Raw genomic sequence first — 22,210 nt, forward strand, 5'->3', positions numbered from 1 at the left:
AGCCCCTCAGTCCCATTCCAGGCCGCCGCGCCGCCATACGTACGCGTACGCGACGAAGACGGTGAGCACGAAGAGCAACATCTCCACGAGCCCGAAAATCCCCAGGGCGTCGAAGGTGACGGCCCAGGGGTAGAGGAAGACGATCTCGATATCGAAGATGATGAAGAGCATCGCCGTCAGGTAGTACTTGATCGGGAAGCGCCCGCCGCCGGCCGGCGTGGGGGTCGGCTCGATACCGCACTCGTAGGCCTCGAGCTTGGCCCGGTTGTATCGCTTCGGACCGATCAGCGTGGCCATGACCACGGAGAAGATCGCAAAGCCTGCCCCGAGGGCTCCCAGTACGAGGATGGGCGCATACGCGTTCACCGCTCCTCGCTCCTCTCAGTCGGCACTGACTGCTGGCGGTTGCACTGGGCTCACAGCCGCCTCACCAGTTCCACGAGCCCCGCTGGTCCCGGCGAAGATCGAGAACATGTGAAGCAGGTCACAAGCCCAACTGCCTCGCATCTTATGCCCGCCGCTCTGTGATCTGCGACACGGGGTATTGCACAAGCTTTGTGATCTCCACCACCTGACGAAGGATCATGAAGCCGGATGAGCGGTGATCTTCGCACGAGAAGCGTTCGAGTGATCACCAGAGGTGACATTTCCGCTCGTCCATGCAGCTCGGAGGGGGCGTCTCAATATCAAGAGACTTCCCTTGCATGCAAATTGGTGCTGGACGGGGCGCCTTGATAGAGGAGCGCATTCACACATCAGAGGGAGCCCGAAGGGGGATGTGGACGCGTGCACGCGTTCACGAGCGACACGCCGCGGGATCCGCGCACGGGACGCGCACATCGCTGTAACCGTTGCGTGACCTCCGCCACATCAATGAGAGGTCTCTGAGAACCGGGCTTGGCCACCGGTCCCAACAAGTGGTAAGCGGTGGGCAATTCGGACTTAATGATGAAAGACCGTGATCACGGGCGGATGACGGGCGTCCACAATGTCCGTTACGGCGTCAATAAAGGGCGCGGCGCCAGGATTTTGGGGCGCCGGTTGAACAATTGTGGCGCAGCCCACGTTTCTTGAAGGTATGGAGGAGCCCCTGGTACCCGTTGTTCTCATGTCCCACACCGCTCACATACGTAGCCACCGGAAGCCCCGCCGCACCGCGTCGACGACCGTCGCGATGCGCGCCGGAGTTGCCGGTGGCGTCCTCAGCATGGCAGCGGCGGGTGCGTCGGCCACGGCGAACGCCGCCGAGCCGGTGACGCAGACCATCGAACTGCCCACCCTCACGGGTGACCTGGCGGACCAGCTCGCCCAGTCCGCGGACGCCACGCAGCTGGCAGCCGCCAACTACGAGCTCGACGCCGAGCGTGACGCGGCCGCGGCCGCGGCGGCCAAGGAAGCCAAGAAGGACCTCGCAGAGGCCAAGAAGAAGGCCGAGGCGAAGAAGAAGGCCGAGGAGGCCCGCAGGGCCGCCGCAGAGGCCGCCGCCTCGCGCAGCACCGAGCGCGCCACCCTGTCCGCCTCCGCGAGCACGAGCGTGTCCGCTCCCGCCAGCGGCAGCGTCGCGACGGTCATCTCCTTCCTCAAGGCGCAGGTGGGCGACGCGTACGTCATGGGCGCCACCGGCCCCAACGCATGGGACTGCTCCAGCCTGGTCCAGGCCGCGTTCAAGCAGGTCGGCGTCGACCTGCCGCGGGTCTCGCAGGACCAGTCGATGGTCGGCACCGACATCCCGCTCTCGCAGATCCAGGTCGGCGACATCCTCTACTGGGGCGGGAAGGGCTCCGCGTACCACGTGGGTGTCTACATCGGCAACGGCCAGTACCTGGACGCGGCCAACCCGTCCAAGGGCGTCGTCATCCAGGACCTGTCCGGGTACCCGGCGTCGGGCGCGGTGCGCGTCCTCTGAGGCGTAGGAATCACCGTAAGGGCCGCAGCCGCTCAGGGGCAGCGGCCCTACGCCTCACCCGCGGGCCCTTACGTCTCACCCGCGGGTCCTCACGGCTCAGCCCAGGTCGAAGGTGTTGGGCAGGCCCAGCTTGTAGCGCAGCTCGTCGACGCGCTTCAGCGGCTCCAGCTCCGGGGGCCGGTACAGCTCCCAGATCCGGCAGCGCTCGGCGTCCGAATCGTCCGCTTTCAGCAGAGCGTTGACGGCCAGTCGGGCGGACTCGTTGGCGCCCTCCATCGTCGCGAGGTCGACATCCGTGCGGACGTAGTCGCCCGCGAGGAAGAAGTTCGGGACCCTCGTGTGGGCCGTGGGGCGGTTGTAGAGGGTGCCCGTGGGGTGGATGAGGAGCTGCTCGCGGTTGCGCGGTTCGGGGCCGCCCAGGCCCGTCACCGCCGGGTCCATGAACCAGCCGAGGCGGTCCTCGTCCCGGAGCACGGTCTTGCCGGCGTCGTTCAGGCCGTCCTTCAGCTGGGCCCAGAGTTCGGCGACGACCTCCTCCTTGGTGCACTCCTTGGCCGTCTTGCCGTACAGGATGCCGGGCTTGTCCCATTCCGAGATGATCGCGGAGAGGCAGTCGTGGGCGCGGCCGTCGCCGTAGTCGCGGGGGAAGACACGTCCACCCCAGAACTGGGCCTGGCCGACGGCGGTCACCGACCACGGTGAGTCGAGGCAGTTGATGTGGCCGTGCACGACGGGTGTGGGCGTGCGCAGGTAGAACATCACGCCGGTCATCCAGTCCGTCTGCAGCGCGTCGCACTTCCCGAGCTGCGGGTCGGCCGCCCGCAACCCCCGGCCCCATGTCAGGCGCGCGTGCTCGACCGGCAGGGCGGAGATGTAGTGGTCGGCGGTGACCGTGCGCTCGTCGCCGCCGTCGCGGGCCGATACGCGGACGCCGGTCACCCGGCCGCCGTCGTAGCGGACCTCGCGGACCTGGGTGCCGAGGACGAAATCCACGCCGAGGGAGCGCAGGTGGGCCTCCCAGGGGTCGATCCAGGCTTCGCTGGTGGGGGCGTTGAGGATGCGGTCGATGTCGGCGTCGCCGTCCATGCCGCGGCCGAGCAGGCCCCACAGGAGCAGGGCCTCGATGATGACGCGGCCGACGGTTCGGGTGGACGCCACCTCCGCGCGCGTGGCGACCAGGTTGCGGGTCTGACCGACGCCGAGGACGGTGCGGTACTCCTCGCTCATCTCCTCGGCGCGGATGAAGTCCCACCACGCCACCTTCTCCCACACCTCCTCGCGGCGGGCGTCGCAGCTGGTGAGGTGGACGAGGAGGCGGTCGGCGAAGTACGCGACCTCGTGGGCGGGCAGGCGGGTGCCGAGGTCCAGCACCGAGAGGACCTGGTCGCGGAGCCAGCTGAGGGTGAGGTCACCGGGGCGGGGCGGGGTGGTGGCGCGGCGCAGCGGGAAGTGCAGGTCGGGACGGCCGCCCGCGCGGGCGAACAGGGCCTCGGTGCCGCTGACGAGGTTGTCGTGGACGCCGTTCGCGTTGCCGGGGACGGGGATGCGGCGCATGGTGTCCGGCAGGTTCCGGTAGAAGCCGGGGAAGAAGCGGAAGCCGTGCTCGGCGGGGAGGTCCGCGCGGCCACCGGCTCCCGTCCCCGGGACGGGCATCGAGCGGGCCTTGCCGCCGAGGGCGTCGTAGTACTCGTAGACGGTGACGGCGTAGCCGCGTTCGGCGAGTTCGTGGGCGGCGCTCAGGCCCGAGACGCCACCGCCGAGGACGGCGACGCGTTTGCCGGCCGCGGCTCTCGCACTGCCGGCGGTCCCTAAGGCGAGGGCGCCGGCCACTCCCCCGGCACCGGCCAGGAAGTGTCTGCGGGTGTGGCCGACCTTCCCCTGAGACTCCTGCGTGTGTTCTGTTGTCATGAGTAACGGAGGGTAGGGAGAGCTCCCGGAGGTCGGAAGTCTGTTTCCCGCCCGCCACAGCATCCTCACAAGACAGGAGAGACACCTATGCCGAGCGTGTTCGTGCAGGGCAGGCCCGTCGACTCGTATCCGCCGCTCGCGCCCGAGGCCAGGCGCGGGTCGGTGCGCAGGATCACCGAAGTGGGTGAGGAGGTCCTGCACAAGCCGTGCCGGGATGTCACCGAGTTCGGGCCCGATCTTGCCGCGCTGATCGACGACATGTTCCTGACCATGTATATCGCCGACGGGGCGGGGCTGGCGGCGAACCAAGTCGGCGTCGACCTGCGGCTGTTCGTGTACGACTGCCCGGACGACAAGGGGGTCCGGCACGTCGGGCACATCGTCAACCCGGTGCTGGACACCCTCGGCCCCGCCGGGCGCCGTCTGCTCGACGAGAGCGAAGGGTGCCTGTCCGTGCCCGGGGCCGTCATGGGCGTACCGCGCCCGGACCGGGCGGTGGTGCGCGGGCTCGACAAGGACGGGGAGCCTCTGGTCATCGAGGGCACGGGGTACTTCGCCCGCTGCCTGGAGCACGAGACCGACCACTGCAACGGGCGCGTCTACCTGGACCGGCTCTCCAACCGGGAGCGCAAGGACGCGCTGCGGCAGGTGGCGGACCGGCGGGACGAGGTGTTCGCGCGCCGGGCCGCCAACATCGAGGCCCTCAGCAGGGTCTAGTCACGGGTCACGCCTTCGGCGCCACCTTGCTCAGCCCGTTGATGATCCGGTCCATCGCGTCGCCGCCCGTCGGGTCGGTGAGGTTGGCCAGGAGCTTCAGGGTGAACTTCATCAGGAGCGGGTGGGTCAGGCCGCGCTGGGCCGCGATCTTCATGACCTTCGGGTTGCCGATGAGCTTCACGAAGGCGCGGCCCAGCGTGTAGTAGCCGCCGTAGGTGTCCTTGAGGACCTGCGGGTAGCGCTGGAGGGCGAGTTCGCGCTGGCCGGGGGTCGCGCGGGCGTGGGCCTGGACGATGACGTCGGCGGCGATCTGGCCGGACTCCATGGCGTAGGCGATGCCCTCGCCGTTGAAGGGGTTCACCAGGCCGCCGGCGTCGCCGACCAGCAGCAGGCCCTTGGTGTAGTGCGGTTGGCGGTTGAAGGCCATGGGGAGCGCGGCGCCGCGGATCGGGCCGGTCATGTTGTCCGGGGTGTAGCCCCAGTCCTCCGGCATGGAGGCGCACCAGGCCTTCAACACCTCGCGCCAGTCCAGCTCCTTGAAGGAGTCGGAGGTGTTGAGCACACCCAGGCCGACGTTGGACGTGCCGTCGCCCATGCCGAAGATCCAGCCGTAGCCCGGCAGCAGCCGGTCCTCGGCCCCGCGGCGGTCCCACAGCTCCAGCCAGGACTCCAGGTAGTCGTCGTCGTGGCGGGGCGAGGTGAAGTACGTCCGGACCGCGACGCCCATCGGGCGGTCCTCGCGGCGGTGCAGGCCCATCGCCAGGGAGAGCCGGGTGGAGTTGCCGTCGGCGGCGACGACCAGCGGGGCGTGGAAGGTGACCTCGCGCTTCTCCTCGCCGAGCTTGGCGTGGACGCCGGTGATGCGGCCGGTGCGGTCGTCGATGATCGGGGCGCCGACGTTGCAGCGCTCGTACAGCCGGGCACCGGCCTTCTGTGCCTGGCGGGCGAGTTGCTCGTCGAAGTCGTCGCGCTTGCGGACGAGGCCGTAGTCGGGGAAGGAGGCGAGATCCGGCCAGTCCAGCTGGAGGCGCACCCCGCCGCCGATGATCCGCAGGCCCTTGTTGCGCAGCCAGCCGGCTTCCTCGGAGATGTCGATGCCCATCGCCACCAGCTGTTTGACCGCGCGCGGGGTCAGGCCGTCACCGCAGACCTTCTCCCGCGGGAACTCGGTCTTCTCCAGCAGGAGTACATCGAGGCCGGACTTGGCCAGGTGGTACGCCGTGGTGGAGCCGGCCGGCCCCGCGCCCACGACGATCACATCGGCGGTGTTCTCGGAGAGAGGCGAGGAGTGGGGCTCGGTCACGACGGTCACGGCTGGATCTCCCCGGGTTCGAAATCTGCGTGCCGACCGGCACTGGACACCGGCAGTCTATTCAGCAGAATTGATCACCCGGCTGAAGGGCTGCCCTGTGAACCGAGCTCTCCCCGTAGTACGGCTGCGTGTGCCCACCGACGAGGACGCCATCGCCTGGCACCGGGTCTTCGCCCACCCGGATGTCATGGAGTTCCACGGCGGCAGGCCCGCGGAGCTGTCCGCCTACGAGGAACTCACCGCCCGCCAGCGCCGGCACGACGCCGAGCGGGGGTTCTGCCTGTGGACCATGCTCGACGAGAACGACCAGGTCATCGGCTTCACCGGAGCCCAGCCGTGGGAGCGGGACTGGGGCCCGACGGGCGAGATCGAGATCGGCTGGCGGCTCGGGCGGGAGCACTGGGGCAAGGGCTATGTCACCGCGGCCGCGCAGATGACGCTGGAGCGGGTGCGGGCGGCCGGGGTGCCGGGTGTGGTGGCGATGGTCGACGCCCGCAACGAGCGGTCGATCGCGGTGACGCGGCGACTGGGGATGCGGCTCGCGGAGGTGTTCACCACACCGGACGCGCGGCAGAAGGGGCACTGTTACCGGCTCGATCTGCCCGCCGGGACCCAGACCAGTGACCCTGCGTAACCGACTGTCACAGAAAGGTACTTGACGCTTCCGGGCCATACCCCCTGGCGGTTACTCTGCCAGTACCGCTGGGGGTGACATCTGTGCGTATAACACCCAAAAAGCCCGAGGTGCGCGTACCGAAGTTCGTCGGGCTCATGGCCATGGACGCGCGCGAGGCAGCGAAGTCGCACGGCCTGCTCCTCAACGCACCGGACCGGCCCGACTTCCATCTCACCGTCGTCGATTACGTCGTACGCCAGTATCCCCAGGCCGGTGCCGAGGTGCCGCGGGACTCGATGGTCTACGTCTGGCTCGACTTCGGCGAGGGTGAGGGCGGCGGAGGCGTCCGCGAGCCACGCCTCCCGCGGCCGCCCGGTGGCGGACTGCGGCGCGAACTCGACGAGCCCGGGGACCCGTACGCCGTCGTCAGCTCGGCTTGAGGCCTGACGCTCAGCTCTGCTTGAAGCCCCGGTGCAGGGCGACCACCCCGCCCGTCAGGTTCCGCCAGGCCACCTTCGACCAGCCGGCCCTGCGCAGGCGTTCGGCGAGGGCCGGCTGGTCGGGCCAGGCGCGGATGGACTCGGCGAGGTAGACGTAGGCGTCGGGGTTCGAGGACACCGCGCGGGCGACCGGGGGCAGGGCGCGCATCAGGTACTCGGTGTAGACGGTGCGGAAGGGCGCCCAGGTCGGGTGCGAGAACTCGCAGATCACGACCCGGCCGCCGGGCTTGGTCACCCGGTACATCTCACGCAGGCCGGCGTCGAAGTCCTGCACGTTGCGCAGCCCGAAGGAGATCGTCACGGCGTCGAAGGTGTCGTCCTTGAACGGCAGCCGCGTCGCGTCGCCCGCCGTGAACGGCAGCCAGGGGTGCCTGCGCTTGCCGACCTGGAGCATCCCGAGCGAGAAGTCGCAGGGGACGACGTACGCGCCGGTCTGGGCGAAGGGCAGCGAGGAGGTCGCCGTACCGGCGGCCAGGTCGAGGACCTTCTGGGCGGGCCGGGCGTCGACGGCCTTGGCGACCTCCTTGCGCCATCTGCGGTCCTGGCCGAGCGACAGCACGTCGTTGGTCAGGTCGTACCGTTCCGCCACGTTGTCGAACATCGAGGCGACTTCGTGCGGCTGCTTGTCCAGGGATGCGCGGGTCACGGGCCCATTGTGGCAGTACGGCCTCCGGAGGTCGCAGCACGGCCTCCCGAGGTCGCAGCACGGCCTCCCGGGAGCAGCCTCGGCTTCTTCTCCGCCGCCACGTCCTCCACCCAGCCGCACAGCAGGACGAAGACCGCGATCAGGATCCAGCCGATGCCGAACATGAACCACTGGCTCTCCAGCGGCAGATACCTCTCGAACGCGGGCACGTCCCAGAACCGGTCGATCAGCGGAACGGCGAGGATCAGGGCGATCTCGTGCCAGAGGTAGATCGTCACCGCGCGGGCGTTGAAGACCGTGACGACGCGGTCGAGGCGCCGGAAGCGGGTCAGCCGGGCGAAGTCGATCCCGCAGAACTCCTTCGCGTACATCAGCAGCGTCACATAGCCCGCCGACCAGCACGCCTGGGCGAGGGGGATGTCGTCCAGGTCGTAGGAGCCGGTCTCGGCCTGGCGGGTGAAGGCGTACCAGCCGCCGTAGCCGATCGCGGCGAGCGAGAGGGCGACGACCGCGAACGGCTTCAGCCGCTGGAGCACGCCGTCGCGGTGCGCGAAACCGAGGAGCCAGCAGAAGAGGAACGTGGCCAGGTCGGTGAGCGCGCTGCCGAAGCGGTTGTTGGGGGGCTCCCACGCGAAGTGGAGGACCAGGATCGGGGACAGCGACAGCAGCAGCACCGGCACCGGGGCCAGCCGGAACACCTTCAGCAGCAGCGGGGACAGCAGGACGAACCAGAGGTACGTCCGCAGGTACCAGAGGATCTCCCAGGCCTGCTCGCCCCACGCGTTGCCCGGCGGGTCGCCGAGCGGCACGATCCAGTAGACGATCTGCCGGCCCGGCATCCAGTCGTGGATCAGCATCGCCATGACCACGAAGACGCCCCAGAACCAGAAGGGCGGCAGGAGACGGCGCAGTCGGCCGCGGATCACCGTCAGCGCAGGGCGCTCCAGGGACCTGGCCATCAGGGTGCCGGCCAGGGCGAACATGATCCCCATGGAGGGGAGGACCATGCCCGCCCAGGCCCAGCCGAAGGTGTGGTAGGTGACGACGCGGATGAGCGCGACCGCGCGGAGCGTGTCGAAGTAGCGGTCACGCCCCGGGGATCACAGGCTGTGCGCCCCCATCAGCCCACCCCCGCCGGCGTCCCGACCTCGCCCGTCCGCTTCAGCTTCTGCCAGCGCAGGCGGCCGCCGGTCAGGGCCGTGATGCAGGAGTGGATGAGGACCAGGTACATCACCTGCCGGTAGGCGAGCTGCTGGAGCGGCATCATCAGCAGGTAGCGGTACCGCTCGCGGTCCAGGCGGAAGGCGTACGCCGCGCACAGCAGCTGCACGCCCAGCACCGCCAGCCACGCCAGCAGGGCCGCCGTGAAGTCGATGAAGATCATCGAGTAGACGGTGAACACGTCGATGAGCGGGGCGAAGACCGGCGTGACGATCTGGAAGACGACGACGAGCGGCATGCCGACCCGGCCGAAGCGGCCCGAAGGTCCCTTGCCCGTCAACGACCTGTCGGCGCCACCGTCCGGGTCTCCTTCGGCGGCGCCTCCGGCAAGGAGCTGGCGGCGAGCTGCGACAGTGCGGATGAGCTGGCGCAGGCCTACGGGAGGGCGCTGGACGCGGCGGGTTCCGCGCAGGCCGACTTCGACATCGAGGGCGACGAGCTGGCCGACTCCGACTCGGTGGACCTGCGTTCGGAGGCGATCGCGCTGCTGCAGCGGGAGCGCGATGACCTTGAGGTCTCCTTCACGCTGCCGGTGATGCCGTCGGGGCTGGACGACGACGGGGTTGCGCTGCTGGAGTCGGCCAACCAGCACGACGTGCAGGTCTCCGGCGTGAACATCATGACGATGAATTACGGGGAGTCGTACACCGGGGACATGGGTGACTATGCCCTCACGTCAGCGAAGGCCGCGCATGCGCAGCTGAAGGAGATCTTTGGTACGTCGGACGCCACCGCCTGGAAGGCGATGGCATTGACCTCGATGCTCGGTGTGAATGACGTCGACAACGAGACGTTCACGCTTGATGACGCGGCGCAGGTGCGGGAGTTCGCGGACGAGAAAGCGATCGGGTGGGTGTCCATGTGGGCGACGTTCCGGGACCGGCAGTGTGAGGACGATTCCTCAGGAGGGAATTCTCTGACCAATTGCAGTGGTGTGCGTCAAGAAAGCGGGGCGTTCGCGGAGGCGTTTTCGGGATGAGCTCGGGAGTTTCCGTGGTACGCCGGGAAGGGGCACGCACTCACCGTCGGCGGTAGACCAACCGGCCATCCACCACTGTCGCCACACACGTGCCCGCGCCCCGCTCCGCGAGCTCGGCCTCGTCCTGCACGTCGAACACCGCGAACCGGGCGGCGGAGTGCCGCTCCCTCGGCTCGGCGAACTCCACCGGCAGACCGGATCGGTACGGGTCCAGCGCCGGGGTCCCTCCAGGGCGTCCGAGCCTGCCCATCGCCAGGGCCGAGCGGTGCACGGCATCCCGCACCGCGCGGTTGCGCAGTTCCTCGCAGGCCACCCGGACCGTGCCGTGCGCCAGCATGCGCTGCAGCCCGCGCCGGGCGCTCGCGCCCCAGCGGGCGTCGTCCATGGTGAGCGCCGCCAGCGCGTCGCCGGTGAGCGGTTCGGTGCCCAGCTCGTCGGCCTCGCGCGGATCGGGGTGGTACGTCTCCTCCAGCAGCTCGTTGCCGTGGAGGTTGATCAGGCCGGGCGTCAGGATGCCGGGCCACTCCCGCACCCGCGCCCCCGGGTGAGCGGCGACCAGATCCGCCAACGTCCCTGCCTCGGCGATCCACGCGCCCTTGACGGCGAGCGCGTGGCCCCTGGAGTCGGCGTGGATCGTCAGCACGGGAGCCCTAGTTGGACGCCAGGATCTTCAGCTCGGGGTGCGCCGTGCCGCCCTCGATCGCCGTCGAGGAGATGTGGGACGCCACCCGCTCGTCGACGGGGTCGTTCGCCGGGTCGTCGTGCACGACGAGGTGCTCGTACGTCGTCGACCGCTGGGCCGGGACACGCCCCGCCTTGCGGATCAGGTCGATGATCTCCATGCGGTTGGAGCGGTGCTTGGCGCCGGCCGAGGAGACGACGTTCTCCTCCAGCATGATCGAGCCCAGGTCGTCGGCGCCGTAGTGGAGCGACAGCTGGCCGATCTCCTTGCCGGTGGTCAGCCAGGAGCCCTGGATGTGCTGGATGTTGTCCATGAACAGCCGCGCGATGGCGATCATCCGCAGGTACTCGAAGATCGTGGCCTGCGTACGGCCCTTCAGGTGGTTGTTCTCGGGCTGGTAGGTGTACGGGATGAAGGCCCGGAAGCCGCCCGTGCGGTCCTGGACGTCACGGATCATCCGCAGGTGCTCGATCCGCTCGGCGTTCGTCTCGCCCGTGCCCATCAGCATGGTCGACGTCGACTCCACGCCCAGCCGGTGCGCGGTCTCCATGATCTCCAGCCAGCGCTCACCGCTCTCCTTCAGCGGGGCGATGGCCTTGCGCGGCCGCTCCGGCAGCAGCTCGGCGCCGGCGCCCGCGAAGGAGTCGAGGCCGGCCTCGTGGATCCGCGTGATGGCCTCCTCGACCGACACACCGGAGATCCGGGCCATGTGCTCGACCTCGCTCGCCCCCAGGCTGTGGATGACGAGCTGCGGGAACGCCTCCTTGATGGCGCGGAAGTGCTTCTCGTAGTACTCGACGCCGTAGTCCGGGTGGTGACCGCCCTGGAACATGATCTGGGTGCCGCCGAGCTCGACGGTCTCGGCGCAGCGCCGCAGGATGTCGTCGAGGTCACGGGTCCAGCCCTTGGCCTTGTCCTTGGGCGGCGCGTAGAAGGCGCAGAACTTGCACGCCGTGACGCACACGTTCGTGTAGTTGATGTTGCGCTCGATGATGTACGTCGCGATGTGCTCGGTGCCCGCGTACCTGCGCCGGCGTACGGCGTCGGCGGCGGCGCCCAGCGCGTGCAGCGGGGCGTCGCGGTAGAGGTCGAGCGCTTCCTCTGGGGTGATGCGTCCGCCCGCTGCGGCACGGTCGAGCACAGACTGGAGGTCGGCCTTCTCGGTCACCGGGGGCGTCCCTTTCGTCAAGGGTTGTGGACGGACCGAACCAGCCTACGCCAGGCCCTTTCCAGGGCGGACCTCAGGCCGCGTACGCCCCGATCAGCAGCCCCGCGAACGCCCCGCCGATCAGGAACGGCCCGAACGGAATGGCCGTCCTGCGCCCGGTCCGCCGTACGAGGACCAGCGTCCAGCCGTACAGCGCCCCGGACAGGAACCCGGCGAAGGTGCCGAGCATGACGGTCGACCAGCCGTACCAGCCGAGCACCGCCCCCATCCCGAGGGCCAGCTTCACATCGCCGAAGCCCATGCCGCCGGGGTTGACGAGCCACAGCACGAAGTACCCGGCGCCGAGCGCGAGCGCGGCCCAGAGGGCGGTCGGCCAGTCACCGGCGTGCTCGGGGACGAGGGCGGCCAGGCCGAGCAGGGCGAGCGCGGCGCCCGCGAGCGGGAGGGTCAGCGGGTCGGGCAGCCGCCGCACCCGGAGGTCGACGACCGTGAGCAGTACGCCGACGGGCGCCAGCAGCAGCCAGACGCCCAGCTCGGGCCGGGTGTCGGTGGCGGCGGCGAGGGCGGCGCAGACCAGGGCGGTGGCGGTGGCCGTGCGGGCCGTACCGGGCCCGTACGTCCGCCCGCCCGCGCATTGCCCGCACCGCGCCCGCCCGAGCCATCCCCGCACCGGGTGCCCGCCCGGGCACAGGGCCCGCCACTCCTCCCCCTCCGGCGCGGAGAACCGATACGCGGCCCGAGGCAGCAGCGCCCCCGCCGCCGCACCCCAGAGCGCGGCGGCGAGGATCAGCACAGTGGTGCTCATGAACGACAGTCCCCCTCAAGGCGTACCGGAACCCCTGGATCGCATGAAAGCACCCTTGTCCAACCGCAGTTCAGGGCGCCGGCGGAGCAGTCAGTAGAGTGCCGGAGCAAAGCAGTTCGGCACGACACGGGGGACGGCAGCAGTGCGTACAGGCAGGGCATTCGACATACGCGGCGGCTTCCGACGCGTTCTTCTCGCCCTCTTTGCCCTGGCCGCCTCGGCCGCCCTGTTCGCAACCGCCACCACCCCGGCCCGGGCGGCCACCGGCACCGCCACCGCCACCGCCACCGCCACCCAGGCCGCCTACCTCGCCGACCGCCTCCGCACGAACCCGGTCCACGTCACCGACCAACTCCCCCGCGAGGTCCCGCAGTCCACGACCCCCGCCTTCGCCGAGGTGGCCGAGCGGACCGGCGTACCGACGTACGTCCTCGTCATCCCCGGCCCGAGCGCCACGGAACCGGGCCTGCTGTCAGCGGTGCACAAGCGGCTCGGCCGGGACGGGCTGTACGTGCTCATCGACGAGTCACACGTGGTGGACGCCGCGGCGCACGGAGTCGACGTCCCGGCCGACGACGCCTGGACGGTCGCCCTCTACGAGGTCCCCTACGACGCGGGCCCGTTGCGCCGCTTCGAGACCTTCGTCGAGGTCATCGCACAGGGTGATGCGAAGGCCGCGGCTCGGGCGGAGGCGGCGCGGGCGAAGTACGACGACGGCGAGGAGCCCGCGGCCCTGTACATCGGGCCGTCCGACCGCGCCGACCAGTCGACCCTCACCGGGGTCCTGCTCACCGGCGTACCGCTGCTGATCCTGGTGCTGGTTCCGTACGTACGGCGCTGGTGGCACCGCCTGCCGAGGGCCGCCGGGACCACCGGGGCCGCCTGGCGGAAGGAGGTGAGGGCGAGCCGCGCCCTGCGCTGGATCGTCCCGGCCCTGGCCGTCGCCTCCGCCGCCGCGATCGCCGTGACCGCCTCCGTCGTCTTCGACCAGACCAGGTCGAGCTGGTCTCCCCCGCCCAGGGCGATCGACCTCAACGCCCGCCTCGACCGGGTGGCGGAAGGCCTGGCTCAGGACGCGGTGTACCAGGACCCGGAGAGCCCTCGGGTCCTGAGTGCCGGTCAGCTGGACCGGCTCCACGACCGCATCGGGCAGTTCACGCGCTCGGAGGGCGGCGGTCCGGTCTTCGTCTCGCTCGTCCCGCAGCTGACGGAGGACGAGTCCGAGGGCGACGAGGAGGCGTTCGCCGCGGCGGTCCACGACAAGCTGGGCGAGGACGGGGTGTACGTCGTCGCCGACCCGGTGTACGGCTCCATCGACGTCTTCAACCACGGGCTGCGGCTGGACAGCATGGACCTCCTCCTCGACCTGCCGGAATCCATCGCGGAGGGCGACGAGGAGGCCGACGACCACCGCCTGGGCGAACGCCTCGACGCCCTGATGACCGTCCTCGACAAGGCCCCGCGCACGGACGAGCCCGACAGCGCCGGGGACCCGTACCCGGTGACGGACCCCGTCACCGAGGACGACCTGCCCCCGCTCTTCGGCGGCGACTTCGGGTCGGGCCTGGTCGTGGGCGTGCTGGCGGCCGGGCTGTTCTTCGGGCTGGTGGCGGGGGTGCTGGGGATCGTCCGCAGGGTTCTGGGCGGCCGGGCTCAGACGGCCGGCAAGGGGTAGCCACAGGGGTTCTCTCGGCTACTCGACCTTCGACAGCCGTGCCTCGGGATTCCCCTCCGCCGTGCTCTCCGAGCGGTACTCCAGGTCGTCACCCACCGGCGTGATCCGGACGGTGTGCGGCTTCGGGTTGCAGCCGGCGTGGTTGGTCTTCCTGCCCACGGACGTCACTACGAGCTGCTTCGCCGTCACTTCCTTCAGGGTCAGTACGTCGTTGCAGACGCCGCCGAGCAGGTCCGTCTGCCGGAGCGTGCCCAGTTCCTCGCCCACGGCGGCCTTGTGCACGGTGAGCCGGAACGTGCCCGCCGGCAGCGCGCCGTCCAGGGCGCCGGCCTTGCCCTCCCAGGTGCCGAGGTAGCGGGCCGGTACGGCGTCGGGCGGGCTGCCCTCGCCCGGGGCGGAGGCGCTCGGCGCCGGGGAGTACGCGTCGGCACTGCCGCCCGTTTCGTCGCGGCTGGTGCCCGGCAACACGTCGAACACGACCACCGACCCCACGGTCACCGCCGCCAACGCCCCCGCCACCGCGAGCGCCACCGTGCAGCTCACTCTCCGCCCGCGGCCTCCCTCCCCCGGCGTCGAGGCCGCCGCGACCGAGAGGGAGAGCTTGCCGGGACGGTCACCGGACGCGGGCGCCGCGTCGTGCGGTCGGGCCTCGTGCGGTCGGGCCCCGTTCGGCTGGGCCCCGTTCGGCTGGGCCCCGTTCGGCTGGGCCCCGTTCGGCTGGGCCCCGTTCGGCTGGGCATCGTCAGGTCGGGCGTCGCGCGGCTCGGGCACGGTGCCCGGCATCACCGGCGCCGGCCCGAACTCCCCGACCGTCGCCTGCCGGCTGAAGGCCACCGGCCCCGAGGAGACGCCGTCCGCCGTCTCCAGGTTCAGCAGCCGCACAGCGCTACGGCTGACCTGCTCGACCAGCGCCCCCGGCAGCCACCCGGCCGCCACCGACCGGGCCGCCCCGTCCGGAGCCAGCCGCCGCCCCACCTCGCCCGGCGTGGGCCGCGCGCCCGGCTCCTTGGCCAGGCAGGCCTCCACCACTTCCCGCAACGCCCCGTCCAGCGGTCCGAGTTCGGGCTCCTCGTGCACGACCTTGTACAGCAGCGCCGCCGACGAGTCCCCGGAGAACGGCGGCTCCCCGGTCGCCGCGTACGCCAGCACCGCACCCAGCGAGAAGACATCCGCCGCCCCGGTGACCCCCTTGCCCACGATCTGCTCGGGCGACATATAGCCGGGTGAGCCGACGGATACGCCGGTCGAGGTCAAGGAGGCCGTGCCGTCCGTGGCCCGCGCGATGCCGAAGTCGATCAGCAGGGGGCCGTCCAGCGTCAGCAGCACGTTCGACGGCTTCACGTCCCGGTGCACCAGCCCCAGTTCGTGCACCGCCGCCAGCGCCTCGGCCAGTCCCGCCCCCAGCACTCGTACGGTGTGCGCCGGCAGTGGACCGCCCGCGTCCGTCACCGCCGCCGCCAGGGACGGACCCGCCGCATACGCGGTGGCCACCCACGGCACCGCCGCCTCCGGATCCGCGTCCAGCACGGGCGCCGTCCACGCGCCGCCCACCCGTCGCGCCGCCTCCACCTCCCGGCGGAAACGGGCGCGGAACTCCTCGTCCAGCGCGAAGTGCGGATGCACGATCTTGACGGCGACCGTACGACCGCCCGCGCTGCGCCCCAGGTACACCCGCCCCATGCCACCGGAACCGAGCCGGCCGAGCAGCCGGTACGGCCCGACGGCCGTGGGCTCGTCACCCCCGAGCGGCTGCATCGGCATCCACCCCTCCCCCGTAGGCCTTCTCAGCAGGTTAGTGCGCAAGCGCCCGGCCCCTCAGGGCTGCAGCAGATCCACCTTCACATCCGCCGGGAACCCCGTCGTGGGCCCCACGCGCCGCGCGAATTCCGCGACCGCCTCCAGCTGCGGGCCGCCGAAGCGGAAGTCGAGGGTGGTGAAGTACCGCTCCAGGACCTGCTCGTCGAAGGCCTCCCAGCGGGCCGCCTGCTCGGCGACCTTGCCGACCTCCTCCAGGGAGAGGTTGCGGGAGGCGAGGAAGGCCTCGTGGACCTGGCGGGTGATCACCGGCTCGCGCTCCAGGTAGTCCCGGCGCGCCGCCCAGACCGCGAAGACGAAGGGCAGGCCCGTCCAGTCCTTCCAGAGCCGGCCGAGGTCGTGCACCTCCAGGCCGTAGCGCGGCCCGTCGAGCAGGTTTGCCCGCAGCGCCGCGTCTCCGATGAGTACGGCCGCGTCCGCCTCCTGCATCATCAGGCTGAGGTCGGGCGGGCAGGTGTAGTAGTCGGGGCGTACGCCGTAGCGCTCGGCGAGCAGCAGCTGGGCCAGGCGGACCGAGGTGCGGGAGGTGGAGCCGAGGGCGACCCGGGCGCCGTCCAGCCGCTCCAGGGGGACCTGCGAGACGATCACGCAGGACATCACCGGGCCGTCGCAGCCGACCGCGATGTCGGGGAAGGCGATCAGGTCGTCGGCGTTGCGCAGGAACTCGACGAGGGTGATCGGCCCGATGTCGAGGTCGCCCCGCACCAACTGCTCGCTGAGCTTCTCCGGGGTGTCCTTGGTCAGCTCGAAGTCGAGGAGCGTGCCCGTTCTCGCGAGCCCCCAGTACAGGGGCAGGCAGTTCAGGAACTGGATGTGGCCTACGCGCGGCCGAGTGCGAGAATTGTCCACATCGCGAGGCTAGACCCCGTGGGGTACGCTTCGGACTCCGACCCCGGGGTCAACCCCTTCTCGATCTTCAAACGTCCGAGTGACGTGATCTTGACCTCTATTGCTTTCGGCTGCCCGCGTGCTAGGCTCGCCGCAAGTTGCAGTTTGGTTTCCCTTGCAGTACAGAGCCTGCGGAGCATGTGACCGCGGGCTCTCGTCGTTTTCAGAGGAATGCAGTGCTGTTCTCACACTTGCAGGTTCTGGAGCAGGGCAACCCTTTGGGCCCAAGGAGGGCTTATGGCTACCGGAACCGTTAAGTGGTTCAACGCCGAAAAGGGCTTTGGCTTCATCGCCCAGGAGGGCGGCGGCCCCGACGTCTTCGTCCACTACTCCGCGATCAATGCGAGCGGCTTCCGTTCGCTGGAGGAGAACCAGGCGGTCTCCTTCGACGTGACCCAGGGCCCGAAGGGCCCGCAGGCGGAGAACGTCACGCCCGTCTGAGTGATCCCGTCTCCGAGGCGATCCCGTCTCTGATCCGGACCTGAGAGCAGTACCCAAGGAGCCCCGCGCCGTAGGGCGGCGGGGCTCCTGCCTTTCCCGCAAGACCTCTCACACGTGCTGCATGACCAGCACGAACGTCGTCCCCGGCGCGAGCGCCTCGTACGAGTGCGGCACATCCCCGCGGTAGGACATGTAGTCCCCCGGCTCCAGCTCCACCTCTTCGCCCGACGGCCCCGCCTTCAGCCGCCCCGTGCTGACGATCAGATGCTCCACGCTCCCCGGAATATGGGGCTCCGACTCCCGGGCGGAGCCCGGTTCCGCGCGCAGGTGGTAGATGTCCCGGCGGGCGCCGGGCGGACTGGCGGAGAGCAGGGTCGCCCCGTAGTCCGCCCGCTCGGACGCGACCGTGGGCCCCTCGCCCGCCCGGATCACCTGTACGGCCGGGGTCGGCGGCTCCACCAGGGCGCTGAACGGCACGCCGAGCGCGACCCCCAGCGCCCACAGCGTCTCCACGCTGGGGTTTCCGCCGCCCGTCTCCAGCTGGGACAGCGTGGACTTTGCGATGCCCGCCCGTTTGGCCAGCTCGGACAGTGACAGCCCGGCCCGGGCGCGCTCGCGCCTCAGCGAGGCGGCGATCCACGTGAGGGGCTCGCTCATGCGGTCCACTCCCCCTGTTCGTTCTACCGGTACGCCCGTTCGCCTTGACGAACGACCGCCCGCCTGTTCATTCTGGCAAACATGCGTTCGCTACTCCGAACACCCATGATGGCACCTCTGGCCCGTATGACACCCCTGACACCTCTGGTGCGCGACAGCGCACTGGTCTGGCTGGCGAGCGGTGTCGTCGGCGTCTCCTTCGGCGCGATCGCGGTGGCCGGCGGGCTCCCGTTGTGGGTGCCGGTGGTGATGTCGCTGATCGTGTACGCGGGCTCGGCACAGTTCAGCGCGGTCGGCGTGCTGCTGGCCGGGGGCGGGCCGCTCGCCGCGGCGGCCACCGGGCTGCTCCTCAACACCCGCACGGCGGCCTTCAGCCTGGCCGTGGCGGACGTCATCGGCCGCGGCCGGCTCACCCGGCTGCTCGGCGCCCACCTCGTCACCGACGAGACGGTGGCCTTCGCCCTCGCCCAGCCCGACCCGGCACGCCGGCGGGCGGCCTTCTGGATCTCCGGGCTCGGCCTGTTCGCCGTATGGAACCTCGGCGTCCTGGCCGGGGCACTGGCCGGCGACGCGATCGGCGACACCGCCGCCTACGGTCTGGACGCGGCCTTCCCCGCCGTCCTCGTCGCCCTGGTCCTGCCCGCCCTGCGCGAAAACCCGGCCGTACGACGCTCGGCCCTGCTCGGCGCCGGGCTGGCCCTGGCGGTGACCCCGGCCGTCCCGGCGGGCGTACCGGTACTGGTGGCACTGGCGGGGCTCGCCGGATACGGCAGCACCGGCGGAAGGCGTACGGCATGAGTGCGACCGTGGCCATGATCCTGGCGCTGGCGGTCGGGACGTATGCCTTCCGGCTGGTCGGGCCGGTGCTTCACGGGCGTGTCGAGCTCTCGTCACGGGTGCGGGAGTTGCTGTCGGCGGGCGCGATCGTGCTGCTGGTGGCTCTGCTGGCCACGGGTGCGCTGACCGCGGACGGCGGCTTCGCGGGGTGGGCGCGGCCGGCCGGGGTGCTGGTCGGCGGCGTGTTGGCGTGGCAGCGGGCGCCGTTCGTGGTGGTGGTGCTGGGGGCCGCTGGGGCCACGGCGGTGCTGCGGGCGGTGGGGGTGGCGTGAGGCGGAGCCGATGGGAAGATTGCCGGATGACCAGCAGTGATGAGAACAACCACGGGGACAGCGGCGGGACTTCCGCCGACAGCGCATTGGCGATAGGCATTTCGGTCGGCCTCGCCCTCGGTACGAGCATCGGCGTCGTGCTCGGACTGACCGTCTTCGACAACCTCGGGCTCGGGATCGCCCTGGGCCTGCCGTTGGGCACCGGCCTCGGCGTCGCGCTCGGCGTTGGCCCGATGCGGACGGTCAAGGGAAAGGAGAGGGACGACTAGCCGACGCCTTCGATAGGGTCCCTGGCCGTGACCGAAGCCGACTTCCTGAACCGCACCCGGACCTTCTACGACGCCATCGCCGAGGACTACGCGACCCTCTTCCAGGACGAGCTCGCCAAGCGGCCCGTGGAGCGGGCGATGCTGAGCGTCTTCGCCGAACTCGTCGAGGGAGACGGCCCGGTGGCCGACCTGGGCTGCGGTCCGGGTCGGACGACCGCTCGCCTCGCGTCGATGGGGCTGTCCGTGTTCGGGGTCGATCTGTCGGAGTCGATGCTCGCGATCGCCCGCCGCGAGAACCCCGAGCTGCGTTTCGAGCGGGGTTCGATGCTGGACCTGGACCTCCCGGACGGCGCTCTGGCCGGTGCCCTGTCCTTCTACTCCTCCATCCACACCCCGGTGGAGCGGCTCCCGGATCTCTTCGCCGAGTTCCACCGCGTGCTGGCTCCTGGAGCGCCCCTGCTCGTCGCCTTCCAGGCCGGCGACGAACACCGGCACCACGACCGGCCCTTCGGGCACCCGGTCTCGCTCACCTTCCAACGCCGTCGGCCGGAGCACATCGCCGAGCTGCTGACGGCGGCCGGCCTCACCCTCCTCTCCCGGACGGTCCGCGAACCGGACCCGGCGCTCGACGAGACGTCACCGCAGGCGTTCCTGATCGCCCGGAAGCCCGCGTAACGCCTACCGGCTCCCGGCGATGTCCCGCGCCGCGAGATATCCGAACGTCATCGCCGGCCCGATCGTCGAGCCCGCCCCCGCGTAGCTGTGGCCCATGACCGCCTCGCTCGCGTTGCCGGCGGCGTACAGGCCCCGGATCACCGAGCCGTCCTCCCGCAGCACCCGGGCACGGGCGTCCGTGCGCAGGCCGCCCTTGGTGCCGAGGTCGCCGGGGACGATACGGAAGGCGTGGTACGGGGGCAGCCACAGGGGCGCCAGGCAGGAGTTCGGGAGGACGGACGGGTCCGTGTAGTAGTGGTCGTAGGCGCTGTCGCCCCGGTGGAAGTCGGGGTCCTTGCCTTGCCGTGCCTGGGAGTTGAAGCGGCCCACGGTGGTGCGCAGAGCCGTGGGCGGGACGCCGATCGAGCTCGCGAGCGCGTCCAGGGTCCAGGCCTTGTACGCGGCGCCCGAGTCGTACCAGTCGGCGGGGAAGGGCAGGGCCGGCAGGACGTCCTTGAAGAGGTACCGGTTGCGGTAGTTCTGGTCGACGATCAGCCAGGACGGGATGGCGGGGCTGGTGTCGTTGACGTCGTACATGGTGTGGACGACGTCGCTGTAGGGAGCGGCCTCGTTGACGAAGCGGGTGCCGGCCGCGTTGATCAGCAGGCCGCCGGGGAGGGTGCGTTCGGCCAGGCAGAAGTACGGCCGGCCGGGGAGCGGGATCGCCGGGCCCCACCAGGCGTCGTCCATGAGGCCGAGGGCGGCGCCGATCCGGTGCCCGGCCAGGATGCCGTCACCGGTGTTCTCCTTCGCGCCCACCGTCCACTCGGTGCCGATGGGCTGTCGCTGGTAGCGCTCGCGCTCCCCCACTGCCCCAAAGGCGTGGGGGACCCCCATCCGCGTTGTGCTCGAAGCCGCCCGAGCCGACGATCACGCCCCGGCGGGCGCGCACCAGGGCGGGGCTGCCGTCCCGGGTGACGACCGCGCCGGTCACGGCGCCGTTCTCGACGTGCAGATCGGTGAGCGGTGTGCCGAGCCACACCGGCACCCCGGCGGACCGCAGCCCCAGCCGCAGCCCCGCCGCCAGTGACTGCCCCATGGTCAGCGGCTTCTCGCCCCGCAGGGCCGCGGCCGTGCCCCGCGCGAGGCACTCCGCCGCCACGGCGGCCCCCTTGGCGTTCACCGCGGCCAGGGCCAGCCACTTGTAGTCGGCGCGAAGACGACCATGCCGGCGGGCACGTCCATGTACGGCGGGTTCAGCCGGGCCAGTTCGGCGCCGAGGAGGTTGCCGTCGAGCTGGTCGGGTTCGACGGAGCGGCCGTTCGGGAGGCCGCCGGGCAGCTCGGGGTAGTAGTCGCTGTACCCCCCCCCATCCAGCGGAAGCGGAGGGGGCTGTGGGCCATGACGAAGGACAGCATGGCCGGGCCGTGGGCGAGAAAGGCCCGCTGTCGCTCGACGGGGACGTCCGGGCCGACCACGGCGGCGAGGTAGGCGGCGGCCTTCGCGGGCGTGTCCGGCACACCCGCCGCCAGGATCACCGGGTTGTTGGGAATCCAGATCCCCGCACCCGACCGGGCGGCGGAACCGCCGAAGGTGGGCGCCTCTCCAGCACCACGCAGCTCAGGCCCTGGTGGGCGGCGGTCAGGGCCGCGGTCATGCCGGCGGCTCCGGAGCCGATGACCACGACGTCGTACGTGCCGAGGAGCGGGAGGTCGGCGGCCGACGCCGCCTGTGGGGCCGCGCCCACCATGCCGAAGGCCGCGGCCGTACCCGCGGCGCCTGCGGCGAGTACGTGTCTTCGAGAAGGGGTCACGCTGGTGGACAAGGAGGCCGCTCCCACAGGGACGACGCCGCGTTTCTGAATATGTGTCAGAAAGGCGAATGTGACGCGGCAGTCTTGTGAAGTCAAGGAGCAGGCACGGGAGTTGAGAGATCGGCCAGCGCCGGGCAGGCCCGGCGGACCGGCGTCGAACATGCGGCTGGGGCCAGATCGAGCCGGAAGAAGCGGACCCGATCCCACCGGAACGGCCACAGGGCCGCGGTTCCGGCCACATCCGCCGGCCCCGCCGTACCGCCGGCCACGGCGGAGCACGCGTAATCCTGGCCCCGGAGGCCAGACGACGGCACACGGACCGCAGCAGTGCGGCGGGCCGGGCACCCACCCATAGGGGCGACTACATAGCGTCGTCAAGCGGTTACGTACATGAGGAAACGATCACCCGCGCGATCAACGAACTCTGTC

The 22,210-nt window shown here is 70.8% G+C and carries 20 protein-coding genes and 4 pseudogenes; 11 read left to right on the top strand and 13 right to left on the bottom strand.

The window, feature by feature from the left end; genetic code table 11:
• Positions 1–6: 6 nt before the first annotated feature.
• Positions 7–366 (bottom strand): NADH-quinone oxidoreductase subunit A, encoded by a 360-nt coding sequence (locus AQI70_RS19675; protein WP_003974383.1) that lies wholly within the window; start codon positions 364–366, stop codon positions 7–9.
• A gap of 712 nt (positions 367–1,078) precedes the next feature.
• Between AQI70_RS19675 and AQI70_RS19680 the strand changes: the two genes are divergently transcribed.
• Complete coding sequence (locus AQI70_RS19680; RefSeq protein ID WP_062151587.1) at positions 1,079–1,906, top strand: C40 family peptidase; 828 nt, start codon at positions 1,079–1,081, stop codon at positions 1,904–1,906.
• Between the two features lie 96 nt (positions 1,907–2,002).
• On the opposite strand, the gene AQI70_RS19685 is transcribed toward AQI70_RS19680, so the two are convergent.
• Positions 2,003–3,814, bottom strand: coding sequence for a hydroxysqualene dehydroxylase (locus AQI70_RS19685; protein ID WP_062151590.1), 1,812 nt, complete (start codon positions 3,812–3,814; stop codon positions 2,003–2,005).
• Positions 3,815–3,901: 87 nt separating this feature from the next.
• Between AQI70_RS19685 and def the strand changes: the two genes are divergently transcribed.
• Positions 3,902–4,531, top strand: a complete 630-nt coding sequence (def, locus tag AQI70_RS19690; RefSeq protein ID WP_062151593.1) for a peptide deformylase — start codon at positions 3,902–3,904, stop codon at positions 4,529–4,531.
• Between the two features lie 7 nt (positions 4,532–4,538).
• On the opposite strand, the gene AQI70_RS19695 is transcribed toward def, so the two are convergent.
• On the bottom strand, positions 4,539–5,843 hold the full coding sequence (locus tag AQI70_RS19695) for a geranylgeranyl reductase family protein (RefSeq protein WP_062151596.1): 1,305 nt from the start codon (positions 5,841–5,843) through the stop codon (positions 4,539–4,541).
• A gap of 70 nt (positions 5,844–5,913) precedes the next feature.
• Here AQI70_RS19695 and AQI70_RS19700 point away from each other — a divergent pair, with 70 nt between their 5' ends.
• Together AQI70_RS19700 and AQI70_RS19705 are read left to right on the top strand one after the other, a co-directional pair.
• Entirely contained in the window at positions 5,914–6,477 is a 564-nt protein-coding gene (locus AQI70_RS19700) for a GNAT family N-acetyltransferase (RefSeq protein WP_079051368.1), read from the top strand.
• A 110-nt stretch (positions 6,478–6,587) separates the two neighbouring features.
• On the top strand, positions 6,588–6,899 hold the full coding sequence (locus AQI70_RS19705) for a PASTA domain-containing protein (RefSeq protein ID WP_079051369.1): 312 nt from the start codon (positions 6,588–6,590) through the stop codon (positions 6,897–6,899).
• A 10-nt stretch (positions 6,900–6,909) separates the two neighbouring features.
• On the opposite strand, the gene AQI70_RS19710 is transcribed toward AQI70_RS19705, so the two are convergent.
• From AQI70_RS19710 to AQI70_RS37585, 3 genes and pseudogenes are all read right to left on the bottom strand, one after another.
• Positions 6,910–7,605 (bottom strand): demethylmenaquinone methyltransferase, encoded by a 696-nt coding sequence (locus AQI70_RS19710; RefSeq protein ID WP_062151603.1) that lies wholly within the window; start codon positions 7,603–7,605, stop codon positions 6,910–6,912.
• A pseudogene (locus AQI70_RS19715) lies at positions 7,602–8,702 on the bottom strand (acyltransferase family protein); the annotation flags it as partial. The gene AQI70_RS19710 and the pseudogene AQI70_RS19715, both read right to left, overlap by 4 nt.
• Before the next feature lie 23 nt (positions 8,703–8,725).
• Positions 8,726–9,112 (bottom strand): annotated as a pseudogene (locus AQI70_RS37585) (bi-functional transferase/deacetylase); the annotation flags it as partial.
• On the opposite strand from AQI70_RS37585, the pseudogene AQI70_RS19720 reads away from it, so the two are divergent.
• Positions 9,113–9,805 (top strand): annotated as a pseudogene (locus AQI70_RS19720) (chitinase); the annotation flags it as partial.
• 40 nt (positions 9,806–9,845) lie between these two features.
• Here the strand turns inward: AQI70_RS19720 and AQI70_RS19725 are convergent.
• The 3 genes from AQI70_RS19725 to AQI70_RS19735 form a co-directional block, all read right to left on the bottom strand.
• Complete coding sequence (locus tag AQI70_RS19725) at positions 9,846–10,448, bottom strand: amidohydrolase family protein (protein ID WP_062151606.1); 603 nt, start codon at positions 10,446–10,448, stop codon at positions 9,846–9,848.
• Between the two features lie 7 nt (positions 10,449–10,455).
• Positions 10,456–11,655: a cyclic dehypoxanthinyl futalosine synthase gene (gene mqnC, locus AQI70_RS19730; RefSeq protein WP_062151619.1), complete on the bottom strand. Its 1,200-nt coding sequence runs from the start codon at positions 11,653–11,655 to the stop codon at positions 10,456–10,458.
• Between the two features lie 73 nt (positions 11,656–11,728).
• Positions 11,729–12,460: a prepilin peptidase gene (locus tag AQI70_RS19735; protein ID WP_062151627.1), complete on the bottom strand. Its 732-nt coding sequence runs from the start codon at positions 12,458–12,460 to the stop codon at positions 11,729–11,731.
• A 142-nt stretch (positions 12,461–12,602) separates the two neighbouring features.
• On the opposite strand from AQI70_RS19735, the gene AQI70_RS19740 reads away from it, so the two are divergent.
• Positions 12,603–14,135 (top strand): hypothetical protein, encoded by a 1,533-nt coding sequence (locus AQI70_RS19740; protein WP_062151629.1) that lies wholly within the window; start codon positions 12,603–12,605, stop codon positions 14,133–14,135.
• Between the two features lie 18 nt (positions 14,136–14,153).
• On the opposite strand, the gene AQI70_RS19745 is transcribed toward AQI70_RS19740, so the two are convergent.
• Together AQI70_RS19745 and AQI70_RS19750 are read right to left on the bottom strand one after the other, a co-directional pair.
• The gene (locus tag AQI70_RS19745) at positions 14,154–15,890 is read right to left on the bottom strand and encodes a serine/threonine-protein kinase (RefSeq protein ID WP_062152022.1); all 1,737 of its coding nucleotides are present in this window, start codon (positions 15,888–15,890) and stop codon (positions 14,154–14,156) included.
• Positions 15,891–15,950: 60 nt separating this feature from the next.
• Positions 15,951–16,799 carry a menaquinone biosynthetic enzyme MqnA/MqnD family protein gene (locus AQI70_RS19750; RefSeq protein ID WP_062151632.1) on the bottom strand — a complete coding sequence of 283 codons (849 nt, stop codon included), beginning with the start codon at positions 16,797–16,799 and terminating at the stop codon, positions 15,951–15,953.
• 276 nt (positions 16,800–17,075) lie between these two features.
• Between AQI70_RS19750 and AQI70_RS19755 the strand changes: the two genes are divergently transcribed.
• Positions 17,076–17,279, top strand: coding sequence for a cold-shock protein (locus AQI70_RS19755; RefSeq protein WP_003998944.1), 204 nt, complete (start codon positions 17,076–17,078; stop codon positions 17,277–17,279).
• Positions 17,280–17,387: 108 nt separating this feature from the next.
• On the opposite strand, the gene AQI70_RS19760 is transcribed toward AQI70_RS19755, so the two are convergent.
• Entirely contained in the window at positions 17,388–17,936 is a 549-nt protein-coding gene (locus tag AQI70_RS19760; RefSeq protein ID WP_062152024.1) for a helix-turn-helix domain-containing protein, read from the bottom strand.
• Positions 17,937–18,041: 105 nt separating this feature from the next.
• Here AQI70_RS19760 and AQI70_RS19765 point away from each other — a divergent pair, with 105 nt between their 5' ends.
• Genes AQI70_RS19765 through AQI70_RS19780 form a run of 4 tightly spaced genes read left to right on the top strand, consistent with a single transcriptional unit; the run spans position 18,042 to position 19,989 of the window.
• On the top strand, positions 18,042–18,734 hold the full coding sequence (locus AQI70_RS19765; protein WP_107117029.1) for an AzlC family ABC transporter permease: 693 nt from the start codon (positions 18,042–18,044) through the stop codon (positions 18,732–18,734).
• Complete coding sequence (locus AQI70_RS19770) at positions 18,731–19,045, top strand: AzlD domain-containing protein (RefSeq protein WP_062151638.1); 315 nt, start codon at positions 18,731–18,733, stop codon at positions 19,043–19,045. The genes AQI70_RS19765 and AQI70_RS19770 overlap by 4 nt, the downstream gene beginning before the upstream one ends.
• A 26-nt stretch (positions 19,046–19,071) precedes the next feature.
• Positions 19,072–19,314: a hypothetical protein gene (locus AQI70_RS19775; RefSeq protein ID WP_062151642.1), complete on the top strand. Its 243-nt coding sequence runs from the start codon at positions 19,072–19,074 to the stop codon at positions 19,312–19,314.
• Between the two features lie 27 nt (positions 19,315–19,341).
• On the top strand, positions 19,342–19,989 hold the full coding sequence (locus AQI70_RS19780) for a class I SAM-dependent methyltransferase (protein WP_062151644.1): 648 nt from the start codon (positions 19,342–19,344) through the stop codon (positions 19,987–19,989).
• A gap of 3 nt (positions 19,990–19,992) precedes the next feature.
• On the opposite strand, the pseudogene kstD reads toward AQI70_RS19780, so the two are convergent.
• Positions 19,993–21,718, bottom strand: a pseudogene (gene kstD / locus AQI70_RS19785) (3-oxosteroid 1-dehydrogenase).
• Between the last annotated feature and the right edge of the window lie 492 nt (positions 21,719–22,210).

The sequence above is a fragment of the Streptomyces curacoi genome, from assembly GCF_001513975.1.
Classification (GTDB): Bacteria; Actinomycetota; Actinomycetes; order Streptomycetales; family Streptomycetaceae; genus Streptomyces; species Streptomyces curacoi.